A 15216-nucleotide genomic window follows, 5' to 3' on the forward strand; every position below is an offset into this window, starting at 1 on the left:
GCTGCGATCTTCAGGAGCGCACGTCGATGATGACGCGCTTGTAGCGCGTGAGCCGCGGCGTGCCCTGGTCGGTCACTGCCAGGATCACGTGGATGGTCCCGGTGCCAGGCGCCACAGTGCGGTCGGTCTTCACCGTGAGCCACGCCTTGGGCTGATCGCTGTCGCGAACCTGCAGCTTCTCGCCGCTGATATTGTTCGACATGCTGCGCGTGCCAGGTTCCTCATAGACGAACCAGTGATAGGAAAGCGCGTCCCCGTCGGGATCGGTGGAGCCGATCGCGCTCAGATCGACGCGCTGGCCGGGGGCGGCGGTGATCCGCGCCGGTGTGGCGAGCTTCGGTACCGGGGGGTGGTTGGCCTGATCGTACGGCTTGATCGTCCAGTCCATCCGCGCGGCGAAATCGTTCTGGAATGCCGATCGCCACCGCCAGACCGTGGCATATGGATCATCGTGCCACTGGCCGTCCTGACCGAGGACTTCGTCGGTCGTATCGGTCCAGATCGGCCGGGTCTCGGACGTGAGGAACCATTTCTGCGGGCGCGGGGCGTACAGCTCATACCGCCCACCCCAGCCGCCCCAATCGGGATGCTCGGGGGCGTTGAGGCCGTTGTCGACCAGGTACAGGAAGGACGGCGTGTCGCCTTCCATCTGGAACTTCCAATTGGGATATTCAGCGGCGAGCGCGCCCTTGCCGCGGATGTTGCGGTCGATCCACTCGTTGGTGACTAGCGAATAGTCGCCGCCGGCGAAGCGGCCGTGGAACCTGTCGCCGCTGATCCCGATCCAGGTCGATTTGTGGAACGTCGCGCCCGGGCTGACGATGTAGAACAGCTCGGGGAATTCGCGGCGAATCCACGGGCCGCTGTCGTCCTGGTCGGAAATCGCATAGATGCGCAGCTTGGCGACGATGCGGTCCAGCGCTGCCTTCGAACGCGTCTGGCGGATCTTCCACAGGGCCTGGCCGAGTACGCTCGGCCCGCCCCACACCGTCACCCACAAGGGTCGGCTATCCGCCCGATCGACTGCCTCGATCAGCTTGTCGGAGCCCGGCGAGTCCATCCCGGGCCCGATGCTCGCCTGGCCATCGACCGGGAGGCCGCGCGCGATCGTAGCGCGAAGCGCGGTGGTGGAGGGGAAGCCGGGCTCATGGAGCGCGAGATTGTCGCGCACCTTCGCATAGCCCTGGATCACCTTTTCGATCTGCTCGGGAAACAGCCCGCCGCCGTTGCGGGTGGCGACCAGCCCCTCGATGTCGAAGTGATTGGCGTAGGTCATCAGCCGGACCATCGACATCTTGTCGTCGGGGTCGCCGCCGATGTCGGTAAGCACGAACAGCCGCACCTTCGCGGGCTGGGGCGCAGTAGCGCTTGGTGAGGTGGGCATCGCCGATGCCGGTTGGATCGCAGCCAGAAGTGCGATGGCCAGAAATCCGCGAAGCCGCACTCCATCCCCCCGGTTTGTTATCGCGGGGATAGTCACTGTCGGTCCACCGGTGTCAAGCAGACGTCAGCTAGCGTTTTTGGCGTTCGAGCGCTGCAATCGCGAGCGGGGCGTTGGGGTGGCCTTGCAGCGCGGCGCGGCGGAGCAGGGCGAGAGCCTTGTCGACGTCCTTGTCGCCGCCTTCGCCCTTGGCGAGCATCGCCGCGAGGTTGAACATGCCGTCGGGATCGTTGCCGGCGGCGGCGGCTTCGAACCATTTGCGCGCGGTGGCGTCGTCCTTGGCGAGCAGCTTGCCTTCGTAGAAATAGGTGCCCATCGCCGCCTTGGCGGGCGCGCTGCCGCCGAGCGCGGCGGTCTTGTAGAAGCCCATCGCCAATTCGGCGTCGGGCTTGACGCCTTCGCCGAGGTCATAGGCGCGGCCGAGCGCGTAGAGCGCGGCGGCGTTGCCGTTGCGCGCGGCGGCCTGATACCAGCCGAGCGCGGCCTTGCGATCCTGCGCGACGCCCTCTTCGCCGGTCCACAGGATGTCGGCGAGCGCGGTCTGGGCGTTTGGGTGATTGAGCTTGGCGGCACGAGTGTACCACGTCACGGCCCTGGCCATGTCACGCGGGATGCCAATGCCCTCGGCATAGAGGTCGCCGAGCTTCTTGGCGCCGGGGACATGGCCGACATCGCTGGCGCGATCGAACCATTTGCGGGCCTCTTGGGGGTCCCTGGCGACGGGGCCGAAGCCATTGAGATAGACATTGCCGAGGATCACTGCCGCTTCGCCGACCGCGGTGTTGCGATCGGGCTGGCGCGGATCGAACATCGGGGTTTCGTTCTGCGGATTGAACGGCGCGGTTGCGGCCTTTTTGAGCCATTTGACGCCTTCCACCGGATCGGATTGCGCGCCCAGGCCCTGGAGCGTGATCTTGCCCACGAACAGCGCGGCCTCGTCGCCACCCTCGCGCATCTGGAGCTTGCCCGCGGCCTTGCGGAACCAGCCCAGCGCCTCGCGGTAGCGGCCCTGATCGAACAAAGCGAAGCCCATCGGGAGCGTCTGGTCGCGGCTGGCGATGAAGGCGCGGGCCTGGACATAGCGCCCGTTGGCTGCGGCAACGCGCGCTTCGGCGGCGAGCGCGGCAACGCCGTTCTCCGACGCGCCGCTGTTGGCGGAGATATAGCCGGTGCTGCCGTCGCCGATATCGCCTCCGCCGCGGATATAGCCGTTGCGGCATGCCGCGATCGCGCTGGCGAGGCTGTTCTGGTCTAGCGAGGCGGCGGCGCCGTCGGCGGCAGCGGTGCCGTCTAGCGCGCTAGGGCCGAAGGTATCGGGTGCGTTGTCGTCCGCGCCGGACTGGACGGCGAAGCGCGTGCGGGACAGCTCGGGGAGAGGCGAACCTTCGGGTATTTGGGGCGGGGCGCTGTAATCGGGGCTACGCGTCGGACGGGTGGGGAGATAGGCGCGCGATGCCATGCCCGAGGCGCGCAGGAACGGATCGCGCGCGAGCACCTCGCAGGTCGAGGAGCGCGGCGCCTCGGCCGCGGGCATGCGCTGGCCGGTGACTTTCAGGTCCTGGTCGCTCGGGGCTTCCTGCGACAGGCTGGGCCCGGCGCTCAGCATTGAGCCCAACAATAGCACCAGGTTCACACGCGACAGCATGAAGCACTCTCCAAGCACTTGTCTTGGTGGGAGGCTAACATGCCCTGGCGCCCAAGCAAAACGGCCGGGAATCGCTTCCCGGCCGCTGCGTTGTTCGATGCTGCTCAGCTCAGGCGAAGAGCTTGGCCCAGCCGCGCTTGGCGCGGTCCTTCCAGTGGCCGCGGTGGTACGCGTCGCTGGCGAGGAGCGGCATCACGCTGCCGGCCTCGGCGAAGACCATCTGCTCGATGCCGGTGTTGACCTTGCCCCACGATGCCGCCTCCTGCAGCGTCGAGGACGAGCAGGCGCCGTCGCGGACGTCGGCGACGGTGATCTGAACCGCGTACTTGTGCACCGCGACGTCCTCATGGCCGAGGATCTCGGCGCAGACGACGGTGTCCTGGATGAAGTTCTTCGGCACGCCGCCGCCGATCATCAGCAGGCCGGTGGTGCCCGCCGCGATCTTGATGTCGGTGAGTTCGCGGAAGTCGGCGACGGCGTCGATCATCAGATACGGGCGGCCTTCCTTGGCGGCATCGACCTGGTGCTTGACGAGGCCGAAGCCGGCCGACGAGTCGACGAACGCCGGGCAGAAGATCGGCACGTCATGCTCGTAGGCGAGCTTGACGAGGCTGTTCTCCTTCTTGCCGTGCTCCACGAGATACTTGCCCATCTCGCGGATGAACGCGCGCGAGCTGTACGCCTTGGGCTCGAGGCTCTCGGCGATCTCGAAGATCGTGTGGTCGACGTTCTGGAGGTCGGTCTCGTCGATATAGGTGTCGTAGATGCGGTCGATGTAGAGCGAGCGCAGCGTGTCGTCGTCGGGGATCTCGAGCGCCTGATAGTGCTTGTGGCCGAGGCCCTCGAAGAAATCCATGTCGACAATGGTCGCGCCGGTCGCGACGATGCCGTCGACCATGTTGTTGCGCACCAGCTCGGCATAGAGATCCATGCAGCCGCCGGCCGAGGTCGAGCCGGCGATGACCAGGAAGATCGTGCAATCCTTGTCGGCCAGCATCTGGTTGTAGATGTTGGTCGCGCGGCCGAGATCGCGGCTGGTGAAGCTCATGTCCGCCATCGCGTCGACGATCGGGCGCGCATCGAACTTGGTGATGTCGATGTGCTTCACTTCCTTGGAGAGAAGCTCCGCCTTGCGCGTGTCGTTGATCGGCGGGTTCGCCGCGGCGGTCTTGGTGAGGGTGTCGGTCATGGGAGCTCCCATTCAGCATGGCCGCCGTCATTCAGGGGACGCGGAAACCCATAGGAAGGCGGGGCGCATAGAGCACCCCGCCCCCGATTTCAAAGCCCGCGCTGTGGCGGGGTCTGGTTACAGCTTGACGACGTTCGAGGGACGCGCGCGTTCCTCGTCCTGCTCGAGATAGAGCGAGGTCATCGGTTCGTCGTCGACGATCACCGTCTGGTCCGATCCGAAGCCGTTGAACGCGGTCCGCATCGCCGAGCCATAGGCGCCGAGCATGCCGATCTCGATATAGTCGCCCGCACGGATGTCGGCGGGCAGCGGGAAGGGCCCCGCCATGTGATCGAGATCATCGCAGGTCGGGCCGTAGAAGCTGAACTCGACATCGCGTGCGTTCGAATCCGGCTCGCGGAGGAGACGGACGGGGAAGCGCCAGCCGATATGCGCCGCATCGAACAACGCGCCATACGCGCCGTCGTTGATGTAGAGCTCGTCGCCGCGGCGCTTTTCGACGCGGACGATGATCGAGCTGTACTCGGCGCACAGCGCACGGCCCGGCTCGGCCCAGAGCTCGGCCGAATAGGAAATCGGCAGGCTCTCGAACGCGCGATGGATCGTCGCGAAATAATGCTCGAGCGGCGGCGGCTCCATGCCGGGATAAGACGAGGGGAACCCGCCGCCTACGTCGATCACGTCAACGGTGACGGCTGCCTCGACGATCGCGGCGCGGACGCGCTCCATCGCATTGGCATAGGCTTCGGGCGACATCGCCTGGCTGCCGACATGGAAGCAGATGCCCAGCGCATCGGCGACCTGGCGGGTGGCCATCAGTAGTTCCTTCGACTCGCCGGGGGCGGCGCCGAACTTGGAGGCGAGGCTGAGCTTCGAATGGTCGGACGAGACACGCAGGCGGACGCACAGCGTGAGATCTTCGGCGCCCTTGGTGGCGGCGACGATCTTGTCGAGCTCTTCGATGCTGTCGAGGCTGAACACGCGGACGCCGTGGGTGAAATACGCCTCCGCGATCGCTTCCTCGGCCTTGACCGGGTGCATGAAGCATAGGGTCGCATCGGGAAGCGTACGCGCGACGAGGCGAACCTCGGCGATCGAGGCCACGTCGTAATGCGTGATTCCGCTATCCCACAGGATCTGGAGCAGATCCGGCGAAGGATTGGCCTTCACGGCATACATCGAGCGACCCGGAAACTTCTCTGCGAAGAAGCGGGCGGCACGCGATGCGGCGTGCGGACGAGTCAGCGTGACCGGGTTGACCGGCCGCTGGCTGGCGATGTCGATACCGCGCAGTGCGGTCGATTGGGCCGACGCTAGCCCCAGCGCGCTAAGATGCTTGTGCAATTCAAGGGACCTCCAAATGCCTTGCGGCAAACATTGACGAAAAGCTGCCTTGCGGTTGGAAGTCCCATGGGGCAGCGGAAGGCGGCATTTAGGGGCGAGGTTCCCGCGTGTAAAGTGATTCGATATCCGGAATTGTACGGCGGGGATGAAGTGTGACGATTGTACGACAGCCTACCCGCGCCGGGGTGCGTGACGCTGCAGCGAAGGTCGCAGCAATCTTGCCGCAAACCCCTCTGCTGACAGCGGAAATTCGCGGGGCGACGGTGTGCTTCAAGGCCGAATCGCTGCAGCCGATTGGCGCCTTCAAGATCCGCGGCGCCTGGCATCGACTTACCGCTTTGGACGCTGCGGCGCGTGAACGGGGCGTGGTTGCCTTCTCGTCGGGAAATCATGCGCAGGGAATCGCCTGGGCGGCGAAGCGGCTGGGCATTCCGGCGGTGATCGTAATGCCCGCCGACGCGCCGAGAGTGAAGCTGGACGCGACGCTGGCATTGGGCGCCGAGGTGGTCCGCTATGATCGCGCGAGCGAAAGCCGCGAGAAGATCGCCGCGCATCTCGCGCACGCCCGCGGCGCGGCGCTGGTACCTAGCTTTGACGATCCGTGGATCATCGAAGGGCAGGGCAGCGCCGGCATCGAGGCGATGACCCAGATGGTCGAGATGAAGCTGCCCGATCCCGCCAACGTGGTGGTGCCGTGCGGCGGCGGCGGGCTGGCGGCGGGACTGGCGCTGGCGCTGCCTGACGCCGAGGTGACCGTAGTCGAGCCCGAGGGCTGGGACGATATGCGCCGCAGCCTGGAAGCGGGGTGGATCGAGCCGGTGGGCGATAATCCGCCGCCGACGGCATGCGACGCGCTGCAGACTCGAGAAGTGTCGCCGCTGACCTTCGACGTGCTCAGCCGGCGGGGCGCTGCGGGCATCGCCGTGAGCGAGGCGGAGATCCGCGCGGCGCAGCGCTGGGCGGCGTCGAAATTGCGGCTGGTGCTCGAACCGGGCGGATCGGTGGCGCTGGCGGCGCTGCTCGCGGGCAAGGTCGAGGCGAAACCGGGGTTGCTGGTAATCCTGTCGGGCGGCAATGCCGATCCGGACGCGTATGCGGCGGTGCTGGGATCGAGGGACTGATGAAGGAAACGCGATTCGGCGCCGTGATGGCCAATGTGCTGAGCGTCGGCGCACGCGGGCTCGGGCTGTTCCTGTGGTATTTCCTGCGACTGATCTATCGCGGCGAGCCCAAGGTGATTGCGGGCTTCGTCGGCGTCGGGCTGGCGATCGCCGTGCTGATCTGGCTGATCGTGCGATGATCGATCCCCAGCTCAATCCGATCCTGCTGAGCATCGCGGTGGTCGCGATGTTCGCGCTGGTCTGGGGCGGGGTGCGCACCTGGCGCGGCGGCGACCGTCAGAAAGGCGTGCTGATGATCGTCTGCGCGCTGGTGCTACTGGGCAATCTGCTGATCTGGTCGCTATAGGGCGCGCCATGCTCGATTCGGCCGGCCTCGCCATCCTTCGTTACGACACACCCGACCTGCATGTGGTCCATCGCGGCGGCTATGTGCTGTGCGCGGTCAGCGGCGACAAGATCGCGCTGAGGGACCTCAAATATTGGAGCGTCGCCTATCAGGAAGCGTATCGCGGCGCCGAGGAGGCAAGCGCTGCAGCGCAGGCTGGCGGCGCGCAGAATCTACTCAAGGGCTGAGACGGCGGTTCAGGTTTGTCGGCCCCGGCACGAGGCCGGGGCGACGGTCTGGTCCGTTCAGCGAATCGGCGAGTTAGGGTCGAGCCGCATGTCGAGATAGCGGTCCACCGAGCCCATCAGCTGCTCCATTTCGTCCTGGAAGAAATGGTTCGCCTGGGGGATCGTGTCGTGGTGGATCGTGATGTGCTTCTGGGTGCGCAGCTTGTCGACCAGCTTCTGAGTCGCGGCCGGAGTGGCGACTTCGTCGCCTTCGCCCTGGATGATGATGCCCGAGGACGGGCAGGGCGCAAGGAAGCTGAAATCATACATGTTCGCCGGCGGGGCGACCGAGATGAAGCCGCGGATCTCGGGGCGGCGCATCAGCAGCTGCATGCCGATCCACGCGCCGAAGCTGACGCCGGCGATCCAAGTGGTCGAGGCTTCGGGGTGGAAGCTCTGCACCCAGTCGAGCGCCGAGGCCGCGTCGCTGAGTTCGCCGATGCCATTGTCGAACGTGCCCTGGCTCTTGCCGACGCCGCGGAAATTGAAGCGCAGCGTGGCAAAGCCGCGGCGCTGGAAGGTCTTGTAGAGCTCCTGAACGATGCGGTTGTTCATCGTGCCGCCCGCATTGGGATGCGGGTGGAGGATCATCGCAACGGGCGCGCGCGGACGCGGAGCGGGAGCGAAACGGCCTTCGAGGCGGCCCTCAGGACCGGGGAAGATTACTTCGGGCAATGTAAGCCTGCCTTGAAAATGGGGCGCGCAGTGGAGCGCGGGGAGTTGCGCGCTATATAGGCACCGCCGCCCTTCACGCAATTGGAACCAACTTGGCCGACCGTATCTATCTGGACCATGCCGCGACGACGCCGATGACCCAAGCCGCGGTTGCGGCGGTTATCGAGGGCATGGCACGCTGGGCGAACCCGTCGTCGCCGCATGCCGAGGGGCGGGCGGCGCGGGCGGCGCTGGAGGCGGCGCGGGCGCGCATCGCGGCAGCCTATGGCTGGGCACACGAGCTGGTACTCACCTCCGGCGCGAGCGAGTCGCTGCATCTGGCGCTGACGCGATCGATGGCGGAGCATCGGCTGATCTCTGCAGTTGAGCATGATTCGGTGCTGCGGCATTCTGAAGGCGCCAAGGTGCTGCCGGTGGACGGAAACGGCATTCTAGATCTCGCCGCGCTGCGGGCGGCGCTCGAAGGCAAGGGCCGCACGTTGCTTTGCGTGCAATGGGCGAACAGCGAGACCGGGGTGCGCCAGCCGATCGCGGCGATCGCCGAATTGGTGCACGCCGCCGGCGGCATTCTGCTGGTTGATGCCGCGCAGATGCCGGCGCGGGCCGACGAGGCGGTGCTGCGCCATGCCGATCTTGTCGCGGTTTCCGCGCACAAGCGCGGCGGGCCGCCGGGGATCGGGGCTTTGCTGGTGCGTGATTTTGGCACGCTGCTGCCGATGGGCGGGCAGGAGAAGGGTTATCGCGCCGGCACCGAGAATCTGCCGGGTGCGCTCGGCTATGCCGCAGCGGTCGGCGAGCCGGAGGATCTGGCGCGGATGGCGCAGCTTCGGCACGGGCTGGAGCAGGCGATCCGCAGTGCCGGAGCCGAATTGGTAGGCGAAGCCAGCCCCCGCAGTCCGCTGATCGGCGCGTATCGGATGCCGGGCGTGTCGGCGGCGGCGCAGTTGATTCGGCTAGACCTAGGTGGAATTTCGGTTTCCGCAGGCAGCGCCTGTTCGTCGGGCAGCATGCGGCCGAGCCATGTGCTTTCGGCGATGGGCTGGCAGGACCCTGCGCTTCGCGAAGTGGTGCGGGTGAGCTTCGGTCGGTCCACGACCGAAGAGGAAGTGGTGCGCTTCGCCGAAGTGTGGTGCAGGACCGCCGACGAAGCGCGGACGCGTGCGGCATGACCTATCTCGATTATCAGGCGACCACGCCGCTCGCGCCAGAGGCGCTCGCCGCGATGCTGCCCTGGCTTGAGAGCCAGCACGCCAATCCGCATTCTGCGCATGCGCCGGGGCGTGCCGCCAAGGCAGTTGTCGAGGTCGCGCGCGAAGATGTCGCAGCATTGATGCCCGACGGCGGAACGGTGAGCTTCACCAGCGGCGCGACCGAAGCGCTCAACTGGGCGGTCAAGGGCACGGCGGGACCGATCGTCACGCTGGCGACCGAGCATGCCGCGGTGCTCGACACGGTTGCGGCGGAAGCGCGTAAGGGCCGCGAAGTAACGGTGCTGCCGGTAGGAAGCGATGGGCTGGTGGATTTCGCGGCGGCGCGCGCGGCGATCCGGCCGGGCACCGGGCTGGTCGCGGCGATGCTGGTCAATAATGAGATCGGCACGATCCAGCCGGTCGAGCAGCTTGCCGAGCTGGCGAAAGCAGCGAGGGCGCTGTTCCTGTGCGACGCAGTGCAGGGCTATGGCCGGGTGCTGATCCCCCAGGGCTGCGATCTGGTCGCGGTGTCGGCGCACAAGATCCATGGGCCCAAGGGCGTCGGCGCGCTGTGGATACGCGACGGCGTCGTGCTGGAGCCGCTGCTCCACGGCGGCGGGCAGGAGCCCGGCGGGCGATCGGGAACGCTGTCGCCGGCACTATGCGCTGGGTTCGGCGCGGCGGCGCGGCTCGCCAAGCAGCGCTTCGGGGCGGATCATGCCCATGCCGAGCAGCTGTTTCGCGCCGCGCTGGCGCATATGGGCAGCGACTGGAACCTCAACGGATCGCGCGACGAGCGTTACCACGGCAATCTCAACCTTCGCCGCGACGGGCTCGACGTTGCGCGCCTGATGTCCGACCTGCGCGATATCGCCTTCTCGGCGGGATCGGCCTGTGCGAGCGGATCCGGTCGGCCGAGTCATGTGCTGCGCGCGATCGGGCTGAGCGACGGCGAGGCGCGGTCAAGCATCCGGCTGGGGTTGGGGCGGACCACCAGCGAAGAGGAATTGATGACGGCGCTCGACCGGATCACCGCCGCGGCGCGATCGCAGAAGGTCGCGGCATGATCCGGGTGCGGTTCGTCAGTGCCGATGGCGGCGAGACCCGTGAGGCCGAGGCGGCCGATGGCGCCATCCTGCTCGACGTGGCGCAGAATGCCGGTCAGCCGCTGGAGGGCACTTGCGAGGGGCAGATGTCGTGCTCGACCTGCCATGTGCTCGTCGCCGCGGAAGACTTTCCCAAACTGCCACGCGCGAGCGAGGAGGAAGAGGATATGCTCGATCTCGCAGTCGGCGCGGCGCGGACCAGCCGGCTCGCCTGCCAGATACTGCTGACTCCCGATCTCGACGGTCTGACCGTGCGCATGCCGCCCCAACACCGCGACATGCAGGGGCGCTGAGCCGCCGGAACGGGCTCGGACCTGCTTCGTTTCCACGCGGTGCCGAAGCAGACGATCCGCCAGACCCTGTACGTAATCGGCTGCCGCATCTCGGATAGCGTCGCCAATCTCGCCGCGCATCCGATGGCGCAGATCGTCGTGGTGGTTCTCTGCCTCTCCTGGTTCCTGCTGCCGATCGGCGACGAGGCGACCGAGGTACTCACGCTGGTGCTGTCGGTGATGGCGATCACGCTCACCCAGATGGTGCTCAATCAGCAGAAGCGGCACGAGGCGGCGCTCCACTTCAAGATCGATGAGCTGATCCACGGCCTCAAAGGTGCGCGCGACGAAGTGATGGGCATCGAAAGCAAGAGCGAGGCCGAGCTCGAAGCCCTGCGCATCACCGGCGACAAGGCCGAAGAGGTGCTCGCCGAGCGGCGCAGCAAGAGCGTCGTCACCACCGGTCGCGACGATCGGCCGCACTGACTCGCGGCACACGGAACCAACCTGCCGTTTCGGGATTGCAATGGACCTAGGGGTTTACCCTGGGAATCGGGAGAGTGCGCATGAAGATTCTGACCCTCGTCGCAGCGGCGGCTGCAGCCTTGTTGGCGGTTCCGGCCGCATCGGCCTCTGCGGCGCCGGCGGCGACCAGCGCGATTACGGCGGCCGCCTTCGCCGCCAGTGCCACTGCGATCACCACGCAGGATGGCCGCCGCTGGAACCGCGACGAACGCCGGTACGACCGCCGCCGCCACCGTCGGGCCTATACCCGCACAGTCTGCAGCCGCAAATGGCGCAACGGTCATCGCGTCCGCGTTTGCCGCAAGGTACGCGCCTATCGGTGATGCGAAGACGGGAGCGCGCAAATCGGGCGCTCCCGCCCTTGCCTAGCCGAAACACTTCGCCCATATGCGCCGCGGGAGTCGGGCGGACGTGGTCGTCGCCAACCTGGTCAGATCCGGAAGGAAGCAGCCACAACGATTTCGCCGCGGGTCGTTCCGGCTCCCACCATTGGTGCGCGTTGACTTGCAGTCCGCGAATGCCGACGTTCCACACAGGGCGATGATCCAGCTACACAGGGCGATGATCCAGCTACAGCTTCCCGACGAAATGCAGGCGAGGCTTGAAGCGCGTGCGCGCGATTCCGATTACGCAGATGTCGCGGATTACCTGCGCGATCTGATCAGCGCACAGTTGGATGACAGCCGGGAAATGACGCTGGAACTCGCAAAGGCACTTGAAGAGGGCGAGGCGAGCGGGATCGACCCTCGAAAGCGCTGGATCAAGTGAGGCGCGTCATCTCGGTCCAAGCCGGCCGAGATCTGGAAGCCATGTATCACCTTACGAAAGAGCGTTGGGGCATCGCGCCAGCGGCTATCGCCGATTGCGAAATGGCAGTCACCTGATCTCTATCGGTCGATTGGCGACACGATCACCATTCAGCGCGTGCTCCATGAGCGGATGGACGCGCTTCGCCATTTGCCCTGATCCTTCGACAAGCTGCGCCCGCCAGCCTACATAGGCGTCGATGTCCGATTCCCTCCTTGGCCTCGACGAACCGCCCCAGCCCAAGCAGGAGGCGTATCGCGTCCTTGCGCGAAAGTATCGCCCGCAGACCTTCTCCGAGTTGATCGGGCAGGATGCGATGGTCACGACGCTGGGCAACGCGATCAAGCGCGACCGGCTTGCCCATGCCTTCCTGCTCACCGGAGTCCGCGGAGTCGGCAAGACCTCGACTGCGCGGCTGATCGCCAAGGCGCTCAACTGCATCGGGCCGGACGGGCAGGGCGGGCCGACGATCGATCCGTGCGGCGTGTGCGAGCCGTGCCGCGCGATCGCGGAGGGGCGCCATATCGACGTCATCGAGATGGATGCCGCGAGCCATACCGGCATCGACGATATCCGCGAGATCATCGAGGCGTCGCGCTATTCGGCGGTGTCGGCGCGCTACAAGATCTACATCATCGACGAAGTCCATATGCTGTCCAAGGCCGCGTTCAACGGCCTGCTCAAGACGCTCGAGGAGCCGCCGGCGCATGTGAAGTTCCTGTTCGCCACCACCGAGGTGAACAAGGTGCCGGTGACCGTGCTGTCGCGGTGCCAGCGCTTCGACTTGCGGCGGATCCCGGCGGAAATGCTCGCAGGGCATTTTGCGCGCGTCTCCCAGGCCGAGGGCGTCGAAGCCGAGCCCGATGCGCTGGCGCTGATCGCGCGCGCGGCCGAGGGATCGGCGCGCGACGGGCTGTCGATCCTCGACCAGGCGATCGCGCATGCGGGCCTGGAAGGCGGCGGCGTGCGCGCCGAGGCGGTGCGGGCGATGCTCGGACTGTCCGACCGCGGGGCGATCCGATCGTTGTTCGGGCTGCTGCTCGCGGGCGATGCGCTCGGTGCGCTCGCGGCGCTGCGCGGGCAATATGATCTGGGTGTCGATCCGCAGGCGGTGCTGCGCACGCTGCTGGAGACAGTGCATGGCGTGACGCTGGCGAAGCTCGGCACGGATGCCGGCGCAGGCCAGTCGGCCGAAGAATTGAAGGCGCTGCAGGATTGGGCGGCGGGCCTGTCCTTCCCCGCGCTGCACCGGCTGTGGCAGCTGCTGCTGCGCGGGCATGACGAAGTCGCCAAGGCGGCGCTGCCGATCGAAGCCTGTGAAATGGCGCTGCTGCGGGTGATCCACGCCTCGCAGCTGCCCGATCCGGGCGAACTGGCGCGGCAGATCGCCAGCGGCAGCGTGAGCGTGTCCGCGCCTGCCGCGGCCCCCGCCAAGCCTGCCGAACCGGCGATGCCGTCGAGTATTGCCGAACTGGCTGCCCGTCTGGAGGCCGCGAAGCGTTTCCAGCTCGCGCAGCAGGTGCGCGATTATCTGCGGCCGGTGAAGTTCGACGGATCCGAATTCGAATTCGGTGCGGCGCGCGAGTTGCCCCAGGACTTCATCCGCGAACTGGGCACCGCGCTTCGCGACGCGACCGGGGTCAATTGGCGGCTCAAGTGCGTTGACGATGCAGGCGCGCCGACGCTGCGCGAGCAGGCGGCGGCGAACGAAGCCGCAGAACGCGCGGCGGTGCTGGGTTCGCCGGTGGTCGCCGCTGCGATGGAAGCCTTTCCCGATGCCGAGCTGATCGGCTGGAACAATGTACGGAGTAATCAGGCATGAAGAGCCTCGAAGACATCATGGCGATGGCGCAGAACGTCCAGGCCGAACTCACCAAGGCACAGGCCAATCTCGACACGATCGAAGTCGAGGGCGCTTCGGGCGGTGGGCTGGTGAAGGTCAAGGCGAGCGCCAAGGGCCGGGTGATTGGAATCGACATCGACGAATCGCTGCTCGCCCCGTCCGAGAAGGGTATGCTCGAGGATCTGGTCGCCGCGGCATTCAACGATGCGCGGGCCAAGGCAGATGCGGCTTCGGCCACCGAAATGTCGAAAATGAGCAGCGGCTTGCCGCTGCCGCCGGGGTTCAAGCTGCCCTTCTGATCGTCGCAGGCGGAACAATCGGCCCAGCCTCTCGGTTCGTGCGATCACGTAATCGAGGGAGTGAGTTTTCATGGCCGATCGAATTGTAGAGCGTACCGATGGCGTCACCGCCGAGCGCGTTACCGAGACCAGCAGCCCGAGCACGGTGGTGGTCGAGCGGCGCGGTGGCGGTGGCGGGCTGCTGGTCGGGCTCGTGCTGTTGATCGCCTTGGTGATCGGCGGCGTCTATCTGTACAACCAGAACAACCGCGAGAACGCCAAGACCAACGCGGTTACCGAAGCCGCCGGTAGCGTGAGCGATGCCGCGAAGGATGTCGGTGGTGCCGCGAAGGATGCCGCCAAGAAGGTCGAATAGTCAGCGCAGGCAGGCGTCTAGCCCGTCTCCGCGGACGACGCCGATCCGCTTATTGATCGAATTGCCATAGCGCCGCGTGAAGCCCCTGGGGTCGATCGCGGCGCGCTTTTTCGGCAGCGGCAGCACTGCAGCGATCAGCGCCGCCTCCCGCTGCGAGAGGCGCGAGGCATCGTGCTTGAAATAGCGCATCGCGCCGGCATTGACGCCGTACGTTCCGATCCCGGTCTCGGCGACGTTGAGATAGACTTCCATGATCCGCCGCTTGCCCCAGATATTCTCGATGAGCAGCGTGAAATAGGCCTCCAGGCCTTTGCGGAAATAGCCGCCGCCTTGCCACAGGAAGACGTTCTTGGCGGTCTGCTGGCTGATCGTCGATCCGCCGCGAATGCGCTTCTTGCCAGTGGCGTTGCGCGCGGCGGCGGCGGCGATCGCCTTGTAGTCGAAGCCGTTATGCTCGCAGAATCGCGAATCCTCGGCGGCAATCGCGGCGCGGGCCATGCTCGAGTCGATGCGATCGAAGCGCATCCAGTGCTTGGTTACGCCGTGGCCGGCGACGATGTCGCCCATCATCGTGAAGGTGATCGGCGGATTGATGAACCGTAGCGCCGCGACCCAGAGCATCGAGCCGATGAGGAAGACCAGGATCGCCTTGACGATCCATACCAGCACCCTGCGCCACAAGGGCTTGCGAGGGCGACGGGGCTCGGGCGCAGGCTCGGGCGCATCGACAGGCGTCGTCGCCTGCGGACTGCGCGGTTGCGTCGGATCGTCGTGCCGTTCGTCACCCATAAG

General features: G+C 66.4%; 19 protein-coding genes and 1 other RNA gene. 14 read left to right on the forward strand and 6 right to left on the reverse strand.

The annotated features are described in order from the left end of the window. Positions 1–10 precede the first annotated feature (10 nt). The 4 genes from BXU08_RS01700 to BXU08_RS01715 form a co-directional block, all read right to left on the reverse strand. Complete coding sequence (locus BXU08_RS01700; protein WP_077511894.1) at positions 11–1384, reverse strand: nucleoside hydrolase-like domain-containing protein; 1374 nt, start codon at positions 1382–1384, stop codon at positions 11–13. A 127-nt stretch (positions 1385–1511) separates the two neighbouring features. Beyond that, positions 1512–3086 (reverse strand): tetratricopeptide repeat protein, encoded by a 1575-nt coding sequence (locus tag BXU08_RS01705; protein WP_077508138.1) that lies wholly within the window; start codon positions 3084–3086, stop codon positions 1512–1514. Between the two features lie 109 nt (positions 3087–3195). Continuing rightward, positions 3196–4275: a deoxyhypusine synthase gene (locus tag BXU08_RS01710; RefSeq protein ID WP_077508141.1), complete on the reverse strand. Its 1080-nt coding sequence runs from the start codon at positions 4273–4275 to the stop codon at positions 3196–3198. 117 nt (positions 4276–4392) lie between these two features. After that, complete coding sequence (locus tag BXU08_RS01715) at positions 4393–5619, reverse strand: type III PLP-dependent enzyme (protein WP_077508144.1); 1227 nt, start codon at positions 5617–5619, stop codon at positions 4393–4395. A 152-nt stretch (positions 5620–5771) separates the two neighbouring features. Between BXU08_RS01715 and BXU08_RS01720 the strand changes: the two genes are divergently transcribed. Genes BXU08_RS01720 through BXU08_RS01730 form a run of 4 tightly spaced genes read left to right on the forward strand, consistent with a single transcriptional unit; the run spans position 5772 to position 7313 of the window. Further along, positions 5772–6740, forward strand: a complete 969-nt coding sequence (locus tag BXU08_RS01720) for a threonine/serine dehydratase (protein WP_171982383.1) — start codon at positions 5772–5774, stop codon at positions 6738–6740. Further along, on the forward strand, positions 6740–6919 hold the full coding sequence (locus BXU08_RS01725) for a hypothetical protein (RefSeq protein WP_077508150.1): 180 nt from the start codon (positions 6740–6742) through the stop codon (positions 6917–6919). Before BXU08_RS01720 ends, BXU08_RS01725 begins: the two co-directional genes overlap by 1 nt. Continuing rightward, entirely contained in the window at positions 6916–7086 is a 171-nt protein-coding gene (locus tag BXU08_RS19710; RefSeq protein ID WP_171982384.1) for a hypothetical protein, read from the forward strand. Before BXU08_RS01725 ends, BXU08_RS19710 begins: the two co-directional genes overlap by 4 nt. An 8-nt stretch (positions 7087–7094) precedes the next feature. Next, complete coding sequence (locus BXU08_RS01730) at positions 7095–7313, forward strand: DUF2093 domain-containing protein (protein ID WP_077508153.1); 219 nt, start codon at positions 7095–7097, stop codon at positions 7311–7313. Positions 7314–7370: 57 nt separating this feature from the next. Here BXU08_RS01730 and BXU08_RS01735 read toward each other — a convergent pair whose 3' ends face one another. Beyond that, positions 7371–8027 (reverse strand): alpha/beta hydrolase, encoded by a 657-nt coding sequence (locus tag BXU08_RS01735; protein WP_077508155.1) that lies wholly within the window; start codon positions 8025–8027, stop codon positions 7371–7373. A 92-nt stretch (positions 8028–8119) separates the two neighbouring features. Here BXU08_RS01735 and BXU08_RS01740 point away from each other — a divergent pair, with 92 nt between their 5' ends. The 10 genes from BXU08_RS01740 to BXU08_RS01785 all read left to right on the forward strand — a co-directional run bounded on the left by BXU08_RS01740 (position 8120) and on the right by BXU08_RS01785 (position 14424). Continuing rightward, complete coding sequence (locus BXU08_RS01740; RefSeq protein WP_077508158.1) at positions 8120–9196, forward strand: cysteine desulfurase family protein; 1077 nt, start codon at positions 8120–8122, stop codon at positions 9194–9196. Next, a complete protein-coding gene (locus BXU08_RS01745) occupies positions 9193–10284 on the forward strand; it encodes a cysteine desulfurase family protein (RefSeq protein ID WP_077508161.1) in 1092 nt (363 codons plus the stop codon). The genes BXU08_RS01740 and BXU08_RS01745 overlap by 4 nt, the downstream gene beginning before the upstream one ends. Beyond that, complete coding sequence (locus BXU08_RS01750; RefSeq protein ID WP_077508165.1) at positions 10281–10616, forward strand: 2Fe-2S iron-sulfur cluster-binding protein; 336 nt, start codon at positions 10281–10283, stop codon at positions 10614–10616. Before BXU08_RS01745 ends, BXU08_RS01750 begins: the two co-directional genes overlap by 4 nt. A 39-nt stretch (positions 10617–10655) precedes the next feature. Then, positions 10656–11081, forward strand: coding sequence for a low affinity iron permease family protein (locus BXU08_RS01755; RefSeq protein ID WP_077508168.1), 426 nt, complete (start codon positions 10656–10658; stop codon positions 11079–11081). An 80-nt stretch (positions 11082–11161) separates the two neighbouring features. Further along, complete coding sequence (locus BXU08_RS01760) at positions 11162–11443, forward strand: hypothetical protein (protein ID WP_077508170.1); 282 nt, start codon at positions 11162–11164, stop codon at positions 11441–11443. Between the two features lie 70 nt (positions 11444–11513). Then, positions 11514–11611, forward strand: an RNA gene (ffs, locus tag BXU08_RS01765) — signal recognition particle sRNA small type. 70 nt (positions 11612–11681) lie between these two features. Then, entirely contained in the window at positions 11682–11888 is a 207-nt protein-coding gene (locus BXU08_RS01770; RefSeq protein ID WP_171982385.1) for a type II toxin-antitoxin system ParD family antitoxin, read from the forward strand. A gap of 238 nt (positions 11889–12126) precedes the next feature. Then, entirely contained in the window at positions 12127–13749 is a 1623-nt protein-coding gene (locus BXU08_RS01775; protein WP_077508176.1) for a DNA polymerase III subunit gamma/tau, read from the forward strand. Further along, complete coding sequence (locus BXU08_RS01780; protein ID WP_077508179.1) at positions 13746–14069, forward strand: YbaB/EbfC family nucleoid-associated protein; 324 nt, start codon at positions 13746–13748, stop codon at positions 14067–14069. The genes BXU08_RS01775 and BXU08_RS01780 overlap by 4 nt, the downstream gene beginning before the upstream one ends. A 70-nt stretch (positions 14070–14139) precedes the next feature. Next, positions 14140–14424 carry a hypothetical protein gene (locus BXU08_RS01785; protein ID WP_077508182.1) on the forward strand — a complete coding sequence of 95 codons (285 nt, stop codon included), beginning with the start codon at positions 14140–14142 and terminating at the stop codon, positions 14422–14424. On the opposite strand, the gene mtgA is transcribed toward BXU08_RS01785, so the two are convergent. Next, positions 14425–15213, reverse strand: a complete 789-nt coding sequence (gene mtgA / locus BXU08_RS01790) for a monofunctional biosynthetic peptidoglycan transglycosylase (RefSeq protein WP_077508185.1) — start codon at positions 15211–15213, stop codon at positions 14425–14427. Between the last annotated feature and the right edge of the window lie 3 nt (positions 15214–15216).

The organism is Sphingomonas sp. LM7, from assembly GCF_002002925.1.
In the GTDB taxonomy this organism is placed as follows: domain Bacteria; phylum Pseudomonadota; class Alphaproteobacteria; order Sphingomonadales; family Sphingomonadaceae; genus Sphingomonas.